The 17,159-nt window shown below is 72.3% G+C and carries 14 protein-coding genes and 1 pseudogene; 4 read left to right on the forward strand and 11 right to left on the reverse strand.

Annotation, left to right across the window (positions count from 1 at the left end; translation table 11 throughout):
- Window positions 1-15 precede the first annotated feature (15 nt).
- The 8 genes and pseudogenes from ACFYQQ_RS14340 to ACFYQQ_RS14375 all read right to left on the reverse strand — a co-directional run bounded on the left by ACFYQQ_RS14340 (window position 16) and on the right by ACFYQQ_RS14375 (window position 7,065).
- Complete coding sequence (locus tag ACFYQQ_RS14340) at window positions 16-390, reverse strand: DUF6479 family protein (protein WP_356165648.1); 375 nt, start codon at window positions 388-390, stop codon at window positions 16-18.
- Window positions 391-559: 169 nt separating this feature from the next.
- Window positions 560-2,086, reverse strand: a complete 1,527-nt coding sequence (locus ACFYQQ_RS14345) for an FAD-dependent oxidoreductase (RefSeq protein WP_355786821.1) — start codon at window positions 2,084-2,086, stop codon at window positions 560-562.
- A 53-nt stretch (window positions 2,087-2,139) separates the two neighbouring features.
- Window positions 2,140-3,345: an FUSC family protein gene (locus tag ACFYQQ_RS14350; protein ID WP_356165650.1), complete on the reverse strand. Its 1,206-nt coding sequence runs from the start codon at window positions 3,343-3,345 to the stop codon at window positions 2,140-2,142.
- Between the two features lie 82 nt (window positions 3,346-3,427).
- Window positions 3,428-4,312, reverse strand: coding sequence for an SDR family oxidoreductase (locus ACFYQQ_RS14355; RefSeq protein WP_355794429.1), 885 nt, complete (start codon window positions 4,310-4,312; stop codon window positions 3,428-3,430).
- An 80-nt stretch (window positions 4,313-4,392) separates the two neighbouring features.
- Complete coding sequence (locus tag ACFYQQ_RS14360) at window positions 4,393-5,418, reverse strand: SDR family oxidoreductase (RefSeq protein WP_356238399.1); 1,026 nt, start codon at window positions 5,416-5,418, stop codon at window positions 4,393-4,395.
- A 138-nt stretch (window positions 5,419-5,556) separates the two neighbouring features.
- A complete protein-coding gene (locus ACFYQQ_RS14365; RefSeq protein WP_388904789.1) occupies window positions 5,557-5,712 on the reverse strand; it encodes a hypothetical protein in 156 nt (51 codons plus the stop codon).
- Window positions 5,713-5,771: 59 nt separating this feature from the next.
- Window positions 5,772-6,570, reverse strand: a pseudogene (locus tag ACFYQQ_RS14370) (DNA topoisomerase IB); the annotation flags it as partial.
- A gap of 321 nt (window positions 6,571-6,891) precedes the next feature.
- Window positions 6,892-7,065 carry a hypothetical protein gene (locus ACFYQQ_RS14375; RefSeq protein ID WP_355793731.1) on the reverse strand — a complete coding sequence of 58 codons (174 nt, stop codon included), beginning with the start codon at window positions 7,063-7,065 and terminating at the stop codon, window positions 6,892-6,894.
- Between the two features lie 502 nt (window positions 7,066-7,567).
- Here ACFYQQ_RS14375 and ACFYQQ_RS14380 point away from each other — a divergent pair.
- Together ACFYQQ_RS14380 and ACFYQQ_RS14385 are read left to right on the forward strand one after the other, a co-directional pair.
- A complete protein-coding gene (locus ACFYQQ_RS14380; protein WP_356238401.1) occupies window positions 7,568-9,838 on the forward strand; it encodes a catalase in 2,271 nt (756 codons plus the stop codon).
- A 44-nt stretch (window positions 9,839-9,882) separates the two neighbouring features.
- On the forward strand, window positions 9,883-10,677 hold the full coding sequence (locus ACFYQQ_RS14385) for a VOC family protein (protein WP_356238402.1): 795 nt from the start codon (window positions 9,883-9,885) through the stop codon (window positions 10,675-10,677).
- A 50-nt stretch (window positions 10,678-10,727) separates the two neighbouring features.
- Here ACFYQQ_RS14385 and ACFYQQ_RS14390 read toward each other — a convergent pair whose 3' ends face one another.
- A complete protein-coding gene (locus tag ACFYQQ_RS14390) occupies window positions 10,728-11,921 on the reverse strand; it encodes an acyl-CoA dehydrogenase family protein (protein ID WP_355783812.1) in 1,194 nt (397 codons plus the stop codon).
- A gap of 180 nt (window positions 11,922-12,101) precedes the next feature.
- On the opposite strand from ACFYQQ_RS14390, the gene ACFYQQ_RS14395 reads away from it, so the two are divergent.
- Window positions 12,102-12,869, forward strand: coding sequence for an alpha/beta fold hydrolase (locus ACFYQQ_RS14395; RefSeq protein ID WP_355783815.1), 768 nt, complete (start codon window positions 12,102-12,104; stop codon window positions 12,867-12,869).
- Window positions 12,870-12,995: 126 nt separating this feature from the next.
- Here the strand turns inward: ACFYQQ_RS14395 and ACFYQQ_RS14400 are convergent, their stop codons facing one another.
- Window positions 12,996-13,208 carry a hypothetical protein gene (locus ACFYQQ_RS14400; RefSeq protein ID WP_356165667.1) on the reverse strand — a complete coding sequence of 71 codons (213 nt, stop codon included), beginning with the start codon at window positions 13,206-13,208 and terminating at the stop codon, window positions 12,996-12,998.
- Window positions 13,209-13,401: 193 nt separating this feature from the next.
- Entirely contained in the window at window positions 13,402-15,048 is a 1,647-nt protein-coding gene (locus tag ACFYQQ_RS14405) for a ricin-type beta-trefoil lectin domain protein (protein WP_355783821.1), read from the reverse strand.
- A gap of 479 nt (window positions 15,049-15,527) precedes the next feature.
- On the opposite strand from ACFYQQ_RS14405, the gene ACFYQQ_RS14410 reads away from it, so the two are divergent.
- On the forward strand, window positions 15,528-17,054 hold the full coding sequence (locus tag ACFYQQ_RS14410) for a non-reducing end alpha-L-arabinofuranosidase family hydrolase (protein ID WP_388904783.1): 1,527 nt from the start codon (window positions 15,528-15,530) through the stop codon (window positions 17,052-17,054).
- Window positions 17,055-17,159: the final 105 nt, after the last annotated feature.

Here is a 17,159-nt window from a genome sequence, read left to right on the forward strand (position 1 = left end):
GTGCGGCGGGTGCTGTCAGGTGCTGCCGGAGCCGCCGCTTCCGAAGGAACCGCTGGAGCCCGACTCCCAGCGGGGACGCGGCTGCTCCTCGTCGGCGGTCCTGCTGCCCGACTGGTGGACCTGCTGGGGCCGCAGCCGCTCGCCCTCGCTCCCGGCCCGCGGGACCTCGTTCGGCTCGCGCGTCTCACGCGTCTCGTGGACGGGTCCGGTCGGGGGAAGCTTCGGCTGCTCCTCGGGCTTCGGGGGCGCTGGTTCGCGGCGCCGCGTCTTGATACCGAGGCGTACGGCCCAGATCAGCGCGCCGGCGATGATCAGACCGCCCACGAAGGCGCCCATCACGCCGAATGCCGCGTCCTTGAAAACAGCCAGTTCGTATCCCGTCGCTTTCATGGCTGCCGGGTACCCCGCAACGGACAAGTAATCCACCTATGTCCCCTGCACGGACCCCCGCTGACCTCTGCCTCTTCACCGCCGGCCGCCGCCGCCCGCATCGTCGCGCCGCCTCACGCGGACAGGACGCGGACCCCCGGTGCGGTGGCGCCGACGGACCGTACGCGGATCAGATGTCGCGCTTTTCGAGCGGACGGGTGGCGGGACCCTGGACGATCTCGCCGTCGGTGCCGAAACGGGAGCCGTGGCAGGGGCACTCCCAGGCCCGCTCCGCGCGGTTGAAGGCCACGAGGCAGCCCATGTGCGTGCACCGCGCGGAGACGGCGTGCACCTGTCCGCTGTCGTCGCGGTAGACCGCGCAGCGTTTGCCCTCGACCCGCACCACCGCTCCGTCCCCGGGCGCGATGTCGTCCACCGAGTGCGCCGGACCCGACGACAGCCGGTCCCCGAGGAAGTGGCCCGCGACCTTCGCCTGGTTCTTGAGGAACGTCGGTGCCTCCCGCACCGCCGGCAGCAGGCGCCGCGGGTCGTACAGGTCGCTCCACGGCGACTTCTCCCCGCTGATCAGGGTCGCCAGGAGCCGGCCCGCCATGACGCCGCTGCTCATGCCCCAGCCGCCGAAGCCGGTGGCCACGTAGGTGTGCCGGCTGCCCGCGTGCATCGGCCCGACGAGCGGCACGGTGTCGGTGGGGTCGTTGTCCTGCGTGGCCCACCGGTGGGTGAAGTCGAGTGTGCCGAAGTGCTTCGTGGCCCAGCCCGCGAGCCGCCCGAACCGCTCCTCGACGTCGGCGGTACCGGGCGTGAAGTGCTCACCGGTGACGATCAGCAGGCGCTGCCCGTCTCCGTAGGGGGCGGTGCGCACCGAGCGGGTGCCCTGCTCCTGGGTGATGAACATGCCGTGCGGATCGAGCTCGGCCGGGACCGGCGCGGCCAGGACGAGTTCGCGGCGCGGGGAGAGGCGGGTGAAGAGCAGCGCCCGGTCGAAGATCGGGTAGTGCGTGGCGACGACGACGTCCGCTGCCGTCACCGTGGACCCGTTCTCGGTCGTGAGGCGGCAGGGCTCGCCCTCCTTGAGTCCGACGACCCTGGTCTTCTCGTGGATCACCACGCCCTGCCGGCGCAGGTCGTCGGCGAGGGCGAGGAGGTACTTGCGCGGATGGAACTGGACCTGCTCCGTGACCCGCACCGCGCCCGCGACGGGGAATGGCAGTCCCGTCTCGGTCACGTACTCGGCGGGCAGTCCCGCCTCCCGGGCGGCCTCCGCCTCCGCCTTCAGCTCGTCCACGCCGGAGGGGTCCTGCGCGAAGGTGTAGGCGGCCGTGTCCTCCCAGTCGCACGCGATGCCCAGCTCGTCCACGATCCCGGCCGCGTGCCGGATGGCCTCCATCTGCGAGCGGGCGTACAGCCTGGCCCCCTCGGCGCCCCGGGTCTGCCGCAGGCGCGCGTAGACGAGGGTGTGCAGGGCGCTGACCTTGGCCGTGGTGTGACCGGTGACGCCCGCCGCGATGCGGCCCGCCTCCAGCACCGCCACCTTGCGCCCTCGGCGCGCCAGCTCCCACGCCGTGCTGAGGCCCGCGATCCCGGCGCCGATCACGGCGACGTCGACCGTGATGTCCGCGTCCAGGGACGGCTGAAGGTCTCCGGAGGGCGCCGTCTCGATCCAGTACGACTTCTGCTCGTCCGCGTACGTGTTCATGCGGCCCGGGTTCCCCGGCCGCCGAGACCGAAGCGCGGCGACGCCCGGACGGCTCAGTGGCGCGCCGGCTCCGGCGTTTCGCGCTGGTCGGGAAGCTGCGGGTCGAAGGCCGCGTCGGGGTCCGCGACGCGCAGCAGGGCCGACAGGAGACGCCGGGTGTCGGCGATCACGCCTCCCGTGGTGGACGTGAGCCCGCGGCCGGTCCGGGCCGCCGCGGTCAGGCGGCGGTGGGCCGCGGAGGCCCGGGCGAGCGCCCGCCGGGCCTCGTGCGTCCGCGCGTCGTCCGGTCGTCCGTCCTCGCGGAGGTGGTCGTCGAGCAGGCAGGTGTCGCCCGCCGCCCGCAGCAGCGCCGCGAGGGCGTCCCGCGCCTCGGCCGGGAGCGGCGGCCGTACCGCGGCCTCGGTCAGCGTGCGCATGGTCCGCGCGGTGTGCTCGGTGACCTGGTCCCAGACGAAGTCCCAGGCGGCCGGGGGTTCGGTCGGGACGCGGCGCAGTCGGCGCGCCGGGTTGATCCGGTAGCTCTCGGCCGACCAGCGGCGGGCCTCCCGCAGTTCGGTCACCACATCGGTGAGGCGCTGCGCGGACTCGTACCAGCGCCGGGCCTGCTCCGGGTCGTAGTCAGCCGCCAGTTCGTCGGCGGCGTGGTGCAGCAGGTCACCGCAGGAGTGCGGGAGCTGCTCGCGCAGCTGCGTCACGCGCCGCGTGTGGACGGGCGGGAAGACGAGTGCGTTGACCCCGATGCCGATGACCGCGCCGAGGAGGGTCTCCAGGAGGCGGTGGAGGATGTCGGCGCCGGTGTAGGAGCCGTAGACGAGGACGAACAGCGCGGCGGTCGGCGCGTAGAGGCCGTTGCTTCCGAAGCGGGCGTAGTTGCCGAGGAGGACGGTGACGGGGAGGGCCAGGGCCATCGCGGCCATCTCGTTGTGCGTCAGCACTCCCGCTCCGGCGGCCAGCAGTGTGCCCACCAGCACCACCACGAACTGCTGGAGCGCGGACAGCAGGGAGCGGTAGACGGTGTTGTGCATGAGGAAGAGCGCCGTCCAGGGAGCCATCAGCGCCATCGGCGCCTCCCACCACCAGCCGGCCACCGCCCAGGCCAGCAGGGCCGCGGCCGCCGCCTTGAGGGACTGCACCGCGGTGTTGCGCTCCGATCCCGCCACCGTGAAGGCCCGGTGCACGGAGCGTCCGATCTCCCCCGCTTCCCAGCGCAGGGTGTGCAGAACGACATGGCGTTCCTTCGCGGCCTTCCGTTCCGTCACCCGCTGTCGCACCGTCCTCCTGTCGTCGTGAATCGCCGGTTGTCAGTCGTCAGTCGTTCTTCGTCGCCAGTCCGCGGCCCGGTCAGGGCAGGGGCGTCCCGCCGGTGGCGTTCATGATCTCCGCGGTGATGAAGCTGGCGTGCTGCGAGGCGAGGAAGACGTACGCGGGGGCCATCTCGGCGGGCTGCGCGGGCCGGCCCAGCGGGGACTGCTTCCCGAACTCGGTCGTGTCCGGCATGGTCGCGGGGATGAGCGGCGTCCAGACCGGTCCGGGGGCGACGGCGTTGACGCGGATGCCGTCACCGGCGACCATCTGCGCCAGTCCCTGCGTGAACGTCACGATCGCGCCCTTGGTCATGGCGTAGTCGAGGAGGTGCGGGCTCGGCTTGTAGGCCTGCACGGACGTCGAGTTGATGATCGAACCGCCCTCGGGGATGTGCGGCAGGGCCATCTTGCAGAGCCAGAACATGCCGTACAGGTTCGTGCGCACGACCCGGTCGAACTGCTCCGTAGAGATGGCGGAGATCCCGTCCGGCTGGGACATCTGGTACGCGGCGTTGTTCACCAGGACGTCGATGCGGCCGAACTCCGCGACCGCGCGTTCGACCAGCCGACGGCACTGCTCCTCGTCGCGGATGTCGCAGGGCACGGCGACCGCCTTGCGCCCGGCCTCCTCCACCAGGCGGGCGGTCTCGCGGGCGTCCTCGGCCTCCTCGGGCAGGTGCGTGAACAGGACGTCTGCGCCCTCGCGGGCGTAGGCGAGCGCCACCGCACGGCCGATGCCGGAGTCCCCGCCGGTCACCAGTGCCTTGCGGTCCGCCAAGAGGCCGCTGCCCCGGTAGGACTCCTCGCCGTGGTCCGGCGGCGGGTCCATGGGGCCGGTCCAGCCGGGGTGCTGCTGTTCCTGCTGCGGGAAGTCGGGCTGCGGGTGCTTGTCGACGGGGTTCTGCTGCCCGTGGTCACTCATGGGGTGCTGCCTTTCTCGCTCTGGGGGAAGCGTGGCGCGTACGCCTGGTCGTGGGTGCCCAGCGGACGGTGGTCCACACGTCAGCCGACGGTGTGGCCCTGGAGCGGGGCGGTGTCCGCCCCCGCGCCGCGGCGCATGCCCGCCAGCAGTTCCTCCAGCGCCTCGACGGCGGTGTGCCGGGGCTGCCAGCCGAGCACGGTGCGGGCGCGTGTGCAGTCCAGCAGCGGCACCCGCAGCACGGCGTCGAAGAGCTGCGGCGAGGCCGGCAGGAGGTGCAGCGCCCACGCCGCCGCCAGTCCGGTGCGCGCGACCGGGCTCGGCAGGCGCACGGGCCTGGCGTCGAAGAGCTCGCCGAGGACCTTGGCGTCGAGCGGCGGGTCGGCGGCGATGTTGAAGGCACCGCGTACGTCGCCCAGCGCCGCGAGACGGTACGCCTCGGCCGCGTCGTCCGTGTGCAGCGCCTGGAAGCGGAGCCCTGGGATGTCGGGCACGACGGGCAGCGTCTCGGGCCTCATCAGGGGGCCGGGCAGGAAGCGGCCGCCGAAGATGCGGCGCTGTTCGCTGGCGGACTCCCGCTTGAACAGGAACGCGGGCCTCATCCGCACGACGCGTGTCTCGGGGTGGTCGCGCTCGAAGGTGTCGAGGACGCGCTCCAGGTAGGCCTTCTCGCGGGTGTACGCGGCTCCGGGCCAGCCGTGGGTGGGCCAGGACTCGTCGACGGCACGGTCGTCGGGGCCGGGCGAGTACGCCCCGACGGACGAGGCGTGGACGAGCGCCGGGACGCCGGCTGCCGCGACGGCCTCGAAGACGCGGGCGCTGCCCAGGACGTTGGTGCGCCACGTGACGGCCGGGTCCCGGGCGGGCTGGAACTTCCAGGCGAGGTGGACGACGGCGTCCGCGCCGCGGAACAGCTCGACGGGGTCGGTGTCCTCTTCCAGGTCCACCGCGTGCCACGTCGTGCGAGGCGGCGACCAGTCCGGGACCCGGCGTGCCAGGCCCACCACGGAACCGATCGCGGGGTCCTCGCTGAGCAGGCGCACCACGCTGGTGCCGACGTTGCCGGTGGCTCCGGTGACGACGATCTTCTTGCCGGGTGAGTCCGTCACGTCGTGGGTCCTCTCGTGCGGGTCCGGAGCCATGCGGCCCCGGCGGTGTTGCCCTCGTACCGGAGCGCCGCGGGGCGGGGCTCCGCCGGACGGGCCGTCCGGGTTCCCCGGTGCCACCGCCCCACACGAACCGTCCGGCTACGCGAGGAGGCGCAGCACCGCCTCCTCGATGGGTCCCTGGGTGGCGGGCCTGCCGAAGGCGGCGCCGTCGCCGAGCCGGTCGAGGTCGGGCGCGATGGTCCGGCCCTCCTCGAAGAGTTCGACGACCCGCGGGTTGATGTACGACGCCCGCACACCGCCGGGGTGTTGCCCAGGTAGCCGCTGACCTCCTTCCCGGCACGCGTGATCGCGCGTTTCCGGGCGGCCTTGGAGTCGCCCGCGACCCGCCAGGACACGGCGAGGGCGACGGACGCCGGCACGGTGGCGTGCCAGGTGCGGAAGTCCTTGGCGGTGATGTCCGCGCCCGTGTGGTCGCGCAGGTAGGCGTTGAGGTCCTCCGCGCGCAGGTCGTGCCAGGTCCCGGCGTCCCGGTAGGCGAACAGCCGGGGACCGCCGCCGCGGCGGCGCAGCAGTGAGCGCAGGGCCCGGCAGGCGGGTTCGTCGACCAGGGCACGCGTCTGCGTCTTGGAGTACTTCGCCGGATAGGTGAAGCACACCTCGTCCTTCGCGCCAGGTGGCGTGCTCCTTGAGGAGTGTCGTCAGCCCGTGCGTGCCGTTAGCGCGCCGGTAGGCCTCGTTGCCGATGCGGAAGAAGCGGAGGTCGAGCAGGCGCACCGCGCACGACAGGCCCCGTTCCCGGGTGAGGCCGCGGCCGGCCAGGCTGCCGGCGACCTCGGAGCGCAGGTCGGGGAGCACGGAGGCGACCTTCAGGACGTGGTCGTGCTTGCTCGCCTCCTGCCGCTCACGGAACCTCGGGTGGTAGAGGTATTGGCGGCGTCCCGCCGCGTCGGTGCCGACGGCCTCGACGTGGCCGTTGGGCCAGGGGCAGATCCACACGTCCCGCCAGGCGGGCGGGATGACCTGCCCGCGCAGGCGCTCCTTCTCTCGCGGATCGCCGAGGGCACGCCCCGAGGGGTCCGTGTAGCGGAATCCGCGTCCGCAGCGGGTCCTCGTGATCCCGGGACCGTCGATGTCGCTCGTCCTCAGCCGCACGGCGGCCGTCCCGGGGCCGAGGCGGGCCGTCCGTCCGTACCCGGCCCCGCGCGCCCGCCACCGCGCCCGGGCCTCCCGGCCGTATCGCGTCCGCCGGTGCTGACACCGGCCGTCTGCCCGCTCCCGCGTCCCGGCGGGCGCCGTCGCACATCGCGCATGCCCGGAGAGTCCCCCGTAACCGGCAATTCAGGCATGGCGGTCCCGGACCGGTCGCGGGCGCGACAGGGCGTGCCGGGAGCCGGAGAGACGTGACGTTTCTCCGGCTCCCGGTCTTTTCCCTTGCCTTCCCTCGCGGGTCGGTACCCGGCGCGGAACCGCCGGTCAGTCCTCGCCTCTGACGATGTTCCACTCAGGGCCCGCCTGGGCCTGGCGGGTGTCGCCGTCGGCCGTCGCCGGGACGCAGGTCCGTATGGCACGCTCCCGCCGGCGACGGGCTTCCGCCCATCCCGTCTCGGGGCGGCGGGAGGCGTTCTCTCTTCTGACGTCCGTGGTCACGGCTCTTCATCTTCCTTCTGCCCGGTTCCGCTCGGGACTGGCTCTGTTCCGCGCTGTCTGTCGTCCGTCACGGGTCCCCCTCGTCGCCGCCGGGAAACCCGTGCGGGCACGCGGGGTCCCGGTGCGAGGTGCGCCGGGTGGGATCACCGCGTCCGCGGGAGGGCAGGCGTCGGCCGTGTGGGCCGGGGAGACAGGCGGCCCGGAACTGCGTCTGCGGACAGGTCTCCCGTCAGGAGGGCCGGGCGAACGGTGGGGGGCGGTCGGCTCCGTGACCCGTTTGGCCCGGGTGCGAGGGGTACTCGGCCGCCAGGACCGGCAGAGTCGTGGTCGTCGGCACCTCGTAGCGCGCCCGTCCCGTCCGGGCACCGGGGCGCTGAGCACCGACCGCCCGGTCTGCGACACCGCCGGCCGCCGCCCGCAGGTCGAGGAGCCCGCGCGCGACGTGCGATTCGACCAGCGGGGCCCGGGTACCCAGGCGATCCCCGACCCCCTTGGAAGTGTGATGACTGAGAAGAACCCCCTGAAGGCCACGGCCGACAAGGTCGTCGACGCGATCCGTGAGACCGACCCGTCGAGCTCCGTGCCGGGCAAGCCCGCCGTGCAGCCGCCGACGGTCGCCGAGCCCACCGAACCGCGCGAGCCGCTGCCGCCCAAGCCGGACCAGGGCGCCCCCGAGACGGTCGGCCCGACCGGTCTGCCGACCGGCGCCGCCCCGACCGACCGGGCTCAGGGAGGCGCGTACCTGACCACGGCCCAGGGGGCCCGCCTGTACGACACGGACCACTCGCTGAAGGCCGGAGCCCGGGGACCGGTCCTCCTCCAGGACCACCACCTGCGGGAGAAGATCACCCACTTCGACCACGAGCGCATCCCGGAGCGCGTGGTGCACGCGCGCGGCGCGGCCGCCCACGGCGTCTTCCAGGGCTACGGCACCGCCGCGAACGTCACGAAGGCGGCGTTCCTCGGCAAGGACGTCGAGACGCCGGTGTTCGTCCGGTTCTCCACGGTCCTGGGCTCGCGCGGCTCGTCGGACACCGTCCGCGACACCCGGGGCTTCGCGACGAAGTTCTATACCAGCGAGGGCACCTTCGACCTGGTCGGCAACAACATTCCGGTCTTCTTCATCCAGGACGCGGTGAAGTTCCCGGACATCATCCACGCCGGGAAGCCGCACCCCGACCGCGAGATCCCGCAGGCGCAGAGCGCCCACGACACGTTCTGGGACTTCGTCACGCTGCACACCGAGGCCACGCACCACACCCTGTGGAACATGTCCGACCGGGGCATCCCGCGCTCGTACCGCATGATGGAGGGCTTCGGCGTCCACACCTTCCGGCTGGTGAACGCCGAGGGCGCGACCACGCTGGTGAAGTTCCACTGGAAGCCGAAGCTCGGTGTCCACTCGCTGGTGTGGGAGGAGGCCCAGATCGTCAACGGCATGGACCCGGACTTCCACCGACGGGACCTGGCCGACGCGATCGAGGCCGGCGCGTACCCGCAGTGGGAGCTGGGCATCCAGGCGTTCCCGGACACCCCTGACCAGACGTTCGAGGGCATCGACCTCCTCGACCCGACCAACATCGTGCCCGAAGAGCTGGCGCCTGTGCAGCCGATCGGCATGCTGACTCTCAACGCCAACCCGACCAACTACTTCGCGGAGACCGAGCAGGTCGCGTTCCACCCCGGCCACCTCGTCCCCGGCATCGACGTCACCGACGACCCGCTGCTGGCCGGGCGGCTCTTCTCCTACCTGGACACGCAGATCAGCCGGCTCGGCGGCCCGAACTTCGGCCAGCTCCCGATCAACCGCCCCCACGCGCCCGTCAACGACATGCTGCGCGACGGCATGCACCAGACGGCGGTGCACACCGGAGTGGCCCCCTACCGGCCGAACTCCCTCGACGGCGGCTGCCCGTTCACGGCCGGCGCCGACACGGGCGCGTACGTCGAGACCCCGGTCGAGGTGCCCGCCGCCCACAAGGTCCGTGAGGCGCCCGCGTCGTTCTCCGACCACTTCTCCCAGCCGCGCCTGTTCTGGCTCAGCATGACCCCGACCGAGCGCGAGCACATCGTCGGCGCGTACACCTTCGAGCTGGGCAAGTGCTACGAGCAGGCGATCAAGGAGCGGGCGCTGCAGGTGCTCGCCAACATCGACCCGGAACTGTGCGAGCAGGTCGCCGCCGGGCTGGGGCTGCCGGCCCCGGAGGCCACGGAGCCCCTGCTGACCCCCGAGCCGAGCCTGGCTCTCTCCCAGCTGGGCAAGGTGTGGCCGCTGGAGGGACGCGTCATCGGGATCGTGACCGACGCACAGGGTGACCTCGACGGTGTCCGCGCCGTCCAGCAGGCCGTGCTGGACGCCGGCATGGTGCCGCTTGTCATCGCCCCCACCGGAGGCAAGCTCGACCCGGACGGCGAACCGCTCACGGTGCAGCGCAGCTTCGCCACGGCCCGGTCCGTGGAGTGCGACGCGCTGCTCCTGGCGGGCGTCCCGGGTCCCGCCAAGGACGCCTTCGGAGCGCGCGACGCCAAGGCGGGCGACGGCGCCGTCGACGCGCCCGCGGACCCGCGGGTGACGCTGATGCTGGCGGAGGCGTTCCGGCACGGCAAGGCCATCGGCGGCTGGGCCGGCGCGGACGCCGTGCTGACCGCCGCGGGCATCCCCCTCGACGCTCCCGGCGTGGTGACCGCGGACAGCGGCACGGGCGTGTTGGAACAGGTCACCGGGCTGCTGGGCAAGCATCGTGTGTGGGAGCGCTTCGCAACCCGGCTCTGACCTCAGGAGCCGACGACAAGACCAGAACGGCAGTGCGACGAACCATGAACAGCGACAGAACGCTCCCCAGCAAGGTCTACTCCAGCCAGTCGGTCTTCGGGGCCCCGTGCTGGGTCAGCCTGACCGCGCGCGATCTGCGGGCCACCCAGGACTTCTACGCGGCCGTCCTGGGCTGGGAGTGGCGCTCGGTCAAGCTGGGTGAGCAGTTCAAGGTCGCGCACGTGAACGGGGTCCCGGTCGCCGGGGTGGCCGCGGTGGCGTCCATGTGGCAGATCGCCGCGGCCTGGACCCCGTACTTCGCCGTTCCGAGTGCCGACGAGGCCGTGGCCCGCAGCCAGGAGCGCGGCGGTACGACGGCGGTGGGGCCGATCGCCTTCCCTCCCGGGCGGGCGGCCCTGCTGGCCGACCGCGACGGGGCGGTCTTCGGGATCTGGGAGGGCAAGCTCGTCACCGGCTGGGAGGACTGGCGCCGCGCTGCGCCGGCCTTCGTACGGCTGCACACCCGTGACGCCTTCGACGCGGCGATCTTCTACGGCGAGGTGCTGGACTGGGCGTCCGAGCACGCCGGCTGCTGCGACGTCGACTACGAGGAAAACGAGGTCGTGCTCCGCAGCCGGGGCGACATCGTGGCGCGCATCCACTCCGGTGCCCTCGGGGCCGCGCCCGACCCCACCCTGCGGCCCCACTGGCAGATCCACTTCGCGGTGAAGGACGTGGAGGCCTGCGCCCGCGCCGCCCGCGCCCACGGCGGCACCGCGATCCAGGGCGGCATGGGCTCCACGGAGGCGATCCTCTCGGACCCCGACGGGGCGCACTTCACCGTGACGCGCACGGATTGAGACGAGGGGCTCGCCGCCGGGCGGCGAGCCCCTCGTCCGGCCGCCGGCGCTCAGACGAACGCGCTCTGACCGGTGATCGCCTTCCCGACGATGAGCGTGTTCATCTCCCGGGTGCCCTCGAAGGAGTAGATCGCCTCGGCGTCCGCGAAGAACCGGGCGATGTCGTAGTCCAGGACGATCCCGTTGCCCCCGAAGATCTCGCGCGCCCAGGCGACGACCTCCCGCATACGCGCGGTGACGTAGGCCTTCGCCGGCGAGGACTGCTCGTCACGGAACACGCCCTCGTCCTGCAGCCGGGCCAGCTGCACGAGCATGCCCCACGAGGCGGTGATGTTGCCCAGGCTCTTGACCAGCAGGTCCTGCACCAGCTGGAACCCCGCGATGGGCCGCCCGAACTGCTCGCGCTCCGTGGCGTACGCCAGCGCCAGTTCGTACGCGCCGACCATCACGCCGAGCGCCTGCCAGGCGACACCGCTGCGGGTGGCGCGCAGGATCTCGGCCACGTCGCGGAAGGACTCGACGTTCTGCAGGCGGTCGCTCTCCGGCACCCGTACGTCGGTCAGCGTGACGTCCGCGTTCTCGACGATCCGCAGCGACGTCTTGTTCTCGATCTTCCGCGGCTCGAAGCCGGACGTGCCCTTTCCGACGACGAAGCCCTTGACCTGGTCGTCGTCGAGGTCGCGTGCCCACACCACGACATGGTCGGCGAAGGTGGCGTTGCCGATCCACCGCTTGGACCCGTTGAGCACCCAGGTGTCGCCCTCCCGCTTCGCGGTGGTGCGCATGCCGACCGCCACGTCGGAGCCGCCGAGCGCCTCGGTCAGCGCGAACGCGCCGATCGTGTCCATCCTCGCCATCCCCGGCAGCCAGCGGTCGCGCTGCTCCTGGCTGCCGCCGGCCTGGATCGAGTACATCGCCAGCCCGTTGTGGACGCCGAAGAAGGTGGCGACCGAGGCGTCGACGCGGGCCATCTCCATCGCCATCATCCCGGTCAGCAGGTGACCGGCCGCCGGGCCGTGCTCGCCGTAGCCCTCGTAGGGCAGGCCCACGAGACCGCTGCTGCGGAACTTGCCGATCAGCTCGGCCGGGAAGGTGCCCGCGGCCCAGTTCTCGTTGAGCAGCGGCTTGATCTCCTCACGCATGAAGCCGCGCGTCCTCAGCAGCGTCTTGCGTTCCTCCTCCGACAGCGCGGATTCGTAGTCGTAGAAGTCCGCGGCGAGCTGGTCCTCATGGTTCGTAGACATGCCAGCCTTCTTCCACGCTTTCGTTGCGCGATGCACGCAGGTCGCTCCCCGCTCAGGAGCCCCCGGGAGTACGCCACCGGGTCCGGAGTGGGGCCCCGGCCCTCTTCGAGGTCGGCGGCGCGGTGAGTACGCTCGCCGGGCGCAGCCTTTGATCGTCCGCCGTCCGAGAAGGGACCGCGCATGCCGGTCTTCACCGCCACCGATGGCATCAGCCTCTCCTACCGGGTCTGGCCGGGCGCCTCCGGACTCCCCCTGGTCCTGCTGCACCACGGCTTCATCGCGGACGGGGAGTCCAACTGGGTCTCCCCCGGCGTCGTCGCGGCACTGACCGCCGCCGGCCGCCGGGTCGCCGCCGTCGACGCCCGCGGCCACGGGCGCTCCGACAAACCCCACGATCCGGCCTCCTACGGCGAGGCCCGCATGGCCGAGGACGTGCGGACACTGATCGACCTGCTTCAGGAGCCGACCTACGACCTGGTGGGCTACTCGATGGGGGCGATCGTCTCGCTGCTCACCGCCGTGGCCGACACCCGCGTACGCCGCCTGGTGGTCGGCGGTGTGGGCGCCGCGGTGGTCGAACTCGGCGGCGTGGACACGCGGGTGATCGGCGGACGGGCGCTGCGACAGGCCATGCGCGCCGACGATCCGGCCGACGTCACCGACCCGGCGGCAGCGGGCTTCCGTGCGTTCGTCGACGCCGTCGGGGGCGACCGGACCGCCCTGGCCGCGCAGGCCGCCGCGGCCCACGACCGGCCGATCCCGCTGGAGAGGATCAAGGCCCCCACGCTCGTCCTCGCCGGCCGGGACGACCCCCTCGCGGTGCGTCCGCACGTGCTCGCGCAGGCCATACCCGACGCGACGCTGCGCCTGGTGCCCGGCGACCACATGCGGGCGGTCGGTGCCCCCGCGTTCCGGGACGAGCTGGTCGGCTTCCTGGGCGGCGTCTGATCGACCGGCGTGCCCCGCCCGCCGCCCGGAAACGGAACGGCCGCCCGGAACGGCAGAGCGCCGGTCACCGGGCTGAAGATGCCGGTGGCCGGCGCGCTGTCGTGGGCGGCCTCGGGTGCGGCGGCCTCAGTGGCCGACGGTGCCCGCGGGGAGGATCGACTGCAGGGAGGTGGCCGGGTGCCCCACTTCCAGGGACCCGAGGACGCCGTTGAGGAAGGGCACGAGGGGAGCGCCGCCGGACGGAGCCGGAGCACGGGTGGCCTGAGCGGCCTCGGCGGCGGGGGCGGACGCCAGCAGAGCGGCGGCGACGGCGGAGACGAGGGCAAGCTTCTTGATCATGCCCGTCCTAACGACGCCCCCTGCGACGGGCAACGCCACCCTCACCCGCTTGCCCCCACGACGCAGGTGAACGCCCGTGCCGGAACCGGATCGCGCCGTGAGGCGCGCGGCGCAGGACCGTGCCGACGCGGCGGACGGGCGCCGTCGTCTCGGCTGCCGCCCGGGGACCGGGCGGCGGCGTCACGTGTCTGGTTCATGTGCGGGTCCACCTCTGGCTCGCCCGGCCGTCGCAGGTCCACAGGACCAGCCGCGTCCCGTCGGCGGTGCCGGCACCGTCGGCGTCGAGACACAGCCCCGCGTGCACATTGCGGAGGGTGCCGTCCGAACCGACGGTCCACTTCTGGTTGTTCTGGCCGTTGCAGGTCCAGGTGATGACGCGGGTGCCGTTCGTGGTGCCCTGGTCGTAGGCGTCCAGGCACTTGTCGCCGTAGACCCGGATCTCGCCGCCGGCCCAGGTGGTCCACAACTGGTTCGCGGCGGTGTGGCAGTCCCAGAGCAGGACCGTGGCGCCGGGGGCGGTGGAGGCGTTGTCCACGTCCGCGCAGCGGCCGGACGCGTTGCCGCGCAGCCGTGAGGTGGTGGCGGCGACGGGGGTACCGCCGCTCACCCGGAACACGGCCGCGCCGTGGGCGGGAACGCTCGCCGAGATCTGCCCGGACGTGCTCGACGTGCCGCCGGTCCACAGGTCCGTGAGGGTGAACGGCCCCGCGGACAGGCCGACTTGTGCGGCCGTGGTGGTGACGGTGGCGGTGCCGCCGCCCCGGTTGAACAGACCCACCGCGACCGAACCGTCGGACAGGGGCTTGGCGAACACCTCGGTGTCGCCGTCGTCACGCACCCTGCGTCCGCCCGCGCCGAGCGCGTCCTGGTTCACCGCCAGCAGCCGCGGGTTGCGCAGAATGGCGCTCACCTCGGCGGACATGGTGCGGATGTCGTTGCCGGCCATGAGCGGGGCGGCCAGCAGGGACCACAGGGCGAAGTGGGAGCGGGACTCGGTCAGCGACAGACCGGGCCGGCCGACGACCAGCATGTCGGGGTCGTTCCAGTGCCGCGGGCCGGACTGCGCGGCCAGGGGCGCGGTGACGTCCAGGACGTTGCCGACGCCCATGGGGTAGCTGTTGGTGTTGCCGTTCTGCCAGATGTCGAGCAGGTCCTCGGTGGTCCGCCACAGGTCGGCGACCTCGCCCCAGTCGTAGGTGGCGCCGGTGATGGCGTGCAGGCTGTTGGGGTTGATGCTGTAGACGATCGGCCGTCCGGTGGCACGCAGGGCGTCGCGCATGAGCGTGAACCGCGCGACCTGTTCGTCACGGGTGCCGCTGGACGAACACCAGTCGTACTTCAGGTAGTCGACGCCCCAGGCGGCGAACGTGGCGGCGTCCTGGGTCTCGTGTCCCCGGCTGCCGGTGGAGCCCGGGTAGCCGCCCGTGGCCTGGGCGCAGGTGCGCTCGCCCGGCACCTGGTAGATGCCGAACTTGAGTCCCTTGCCGTGGATGTAGTCCCCGAGCGCCTTCATCCCGCTGGGGAACTTGGTGGAGTTGGCCCGCAGATTGCCCGACGCGTCACGCTGCGGGTCGAACCAGCAGTCGTCGACGACCACGTACCGGTAGCCGGCGTCCCGCATCCCCGACGACACCATCGCGTCGGCGGCCTGGCGGACCTGCGCCTCGGTGACTCCGCACCCGAAGCTGTTCCAGCTGTTCCACCCCAGTGGCGGGGTGAGGGCGGGACTGCCGGGCGCGGCCGAGGCGGTCGGCTGGACGGCGGCCGTCACGGACGCGGCGACCGTCAGCGCGACGGCCGTGAGGAGACGGAGCAGTCGTCCGCCTGATCGTCTGGGCACCAAGGGCTCCTTCAGCACGCGAGGGAAACGAGGAGTTCGAAATTTCGAGCAGCGTTCGGAAACTTGGTGAGGCCCCACGGATCCTAGGGGGGTGACTGAACATGTCAACACTGCGCGTCGGATCGGCTTCGGCGTGCGACCGGGGAGGTCGGGGGGCGATGCGCCGCAGCGCCGGAAGATGACCTCGGGAGTCTCGGCCCCGAGAAGTCCGAAAGTTTCGAGGCAAGTGCGGTTCCTGCGCGAGGGGTTGACGGTGCGCACCGGCCTCCTATCATCCAGAGCGTCGACAGGTCGATCCGCATTCGGTATCTCGAACACGGGCTGTCGAAAGGGCGCGATGTCGTCACGGTGTTAGGAGCCCACGGGTCCGCGGTCGCGGCGGCAGTCGCGGCGGGCCGCGCGCGAGGGCCGGGCGGGTCCGCCGCGTGATCGCTCGTACAGAACCCAGCGAAGGAGTCCCACCTGTGAATGACATGCGCATGACGTTCTGCCGATCGCGGAGGCGCGGCAGACGAACCCTGGTCCTGACCGCGGTGACCGCCTTACTCGCGGCGCTCCTGTCCGCCCTGGGTGCCGCCGGGACGGCGCAGGCCGCAACCGTGGATCCGAACGCGTGGTACGTGCTGGTCAACCGGGGCAGCGGCAAGGCGCTCGACGTCTCCGGCTCGGACACCGCCAACGGCGCGCCCGTACAGCAGTGGGCCCGCGCCGACGGCACCAACCAGCGGTTCCAGTTCGTCGACTCGGGCGGCGGCTACTACCGGCTCAAGGCGCAGCACTCCGGCAAGGTGCTGGACGTCTACAACCACTCCACCGCGGACGGCGCGGCCGTCGTCCAGTGGACCGACCTCAACGGCGCCAACCAGCAGTTCCGGCTGGCCGACTCCGCCGACGGCTATGTCCGTGTGATCAACCGCAACAGCGGCAAGGCCGTCGAGGTCCAGGGCGGCTCCACCGCGGACGGCACCAAGGTCGTGCAGTACGCCGACTGGGGCGGGGCAAACCAGCAGTGGCAACTGGTGCGCGTCGGCGGCGGTTCCGGCAGCGGCTCGCTGCCGTCGACGTTCCGCTGGTCCTCCAGCGGCGTCCTGGCAGGGCCGAAGCCGGACGCCCAGCATCCGCAGGCACTGGCGATCAAGGACTTCTCGATCGTCCGGCACAACAACCGGTGGCTGACCTTCGCGACGACCGCCAGCCCTTCCGGCTGGGGCCTCGTGCAGTTCGACTTCGGCGACTGGTCCCAGGCCGCCTCCGCGTCGCACAGCTACCTCGACAACTCACCCATGGGTCCCGGCTACCGGGCCGCCCCGCAGGTCTTCTACTTCGCGCCGCAGAACCTCTGGTACATGGTCTACCAGACCGGCCCGCCGACCTACTCGACCAGCACCAACCCGGCGGACCCGCGCTCCTGGTCCGCGCCGCGCACCCTCATCTCCCAGGAGCCGGCCGTCGTCAGCCAGAACAAGGGGGACGGCACGTGGATCGACTTCTGGGTGATCTGCGACGCCGGCAACTGCCACCTGTTCTTCAGTGACGACAACGGGCACGTGTACCGGGCCCAGACCAGCCTGGCCAACTTCCCGAACGGCTTCGGCAACACCCGGATGGTGATGTCCGACAGCAAGTTCAACCTCTTCGAGGCCACCAACGTCTACAAGGTCTCGGGCCGCGACCAGTACGTGCTCATCCAGGAGGCCATCGGCTCCACCGGCCGGCGCTACTTCCGCTCGTACACGTCCGGCAGTCTCACCGGCACCTGGACCCCCCTCGCGGCCACGGAGAACGAACCGTTCGCGGGCCGCGCGAACGTGACCTTCCCCGGCGGCGCGTGGACTCAGGACATCAGCCACGGCGAACTCGTCCGGGCGTCCAACGACCAGACCCTGACCATCGACCCGTGCCGTCTCCAGTACGTCTACCAGGGCATGGATCCCGGCGCCGGCGGCGACTATCTCCGGCTGCCCTGGCGGATGGGCCTGCTCACCCAGACCAACTCCCCCTGCTGACCCCCTCGTCCCGGACCAGGGCGCGGCCCCACCGACGGATTTTCACGTCGGCGGGGCCGCCTCCGTCTCCCTGGAAGGCCCGCCCACGGGCAGGCATGGTGGCCG

The sequence above is a fragment of the Streptomyces sp. NPDC005496 genome (genome assembly GCF_042872045.1).
Classification (GTDB): Bacteria; Actinomycetota; Actinomycetes; order Streptomycetales; family Streptomycetaceae; genus Streptomyces.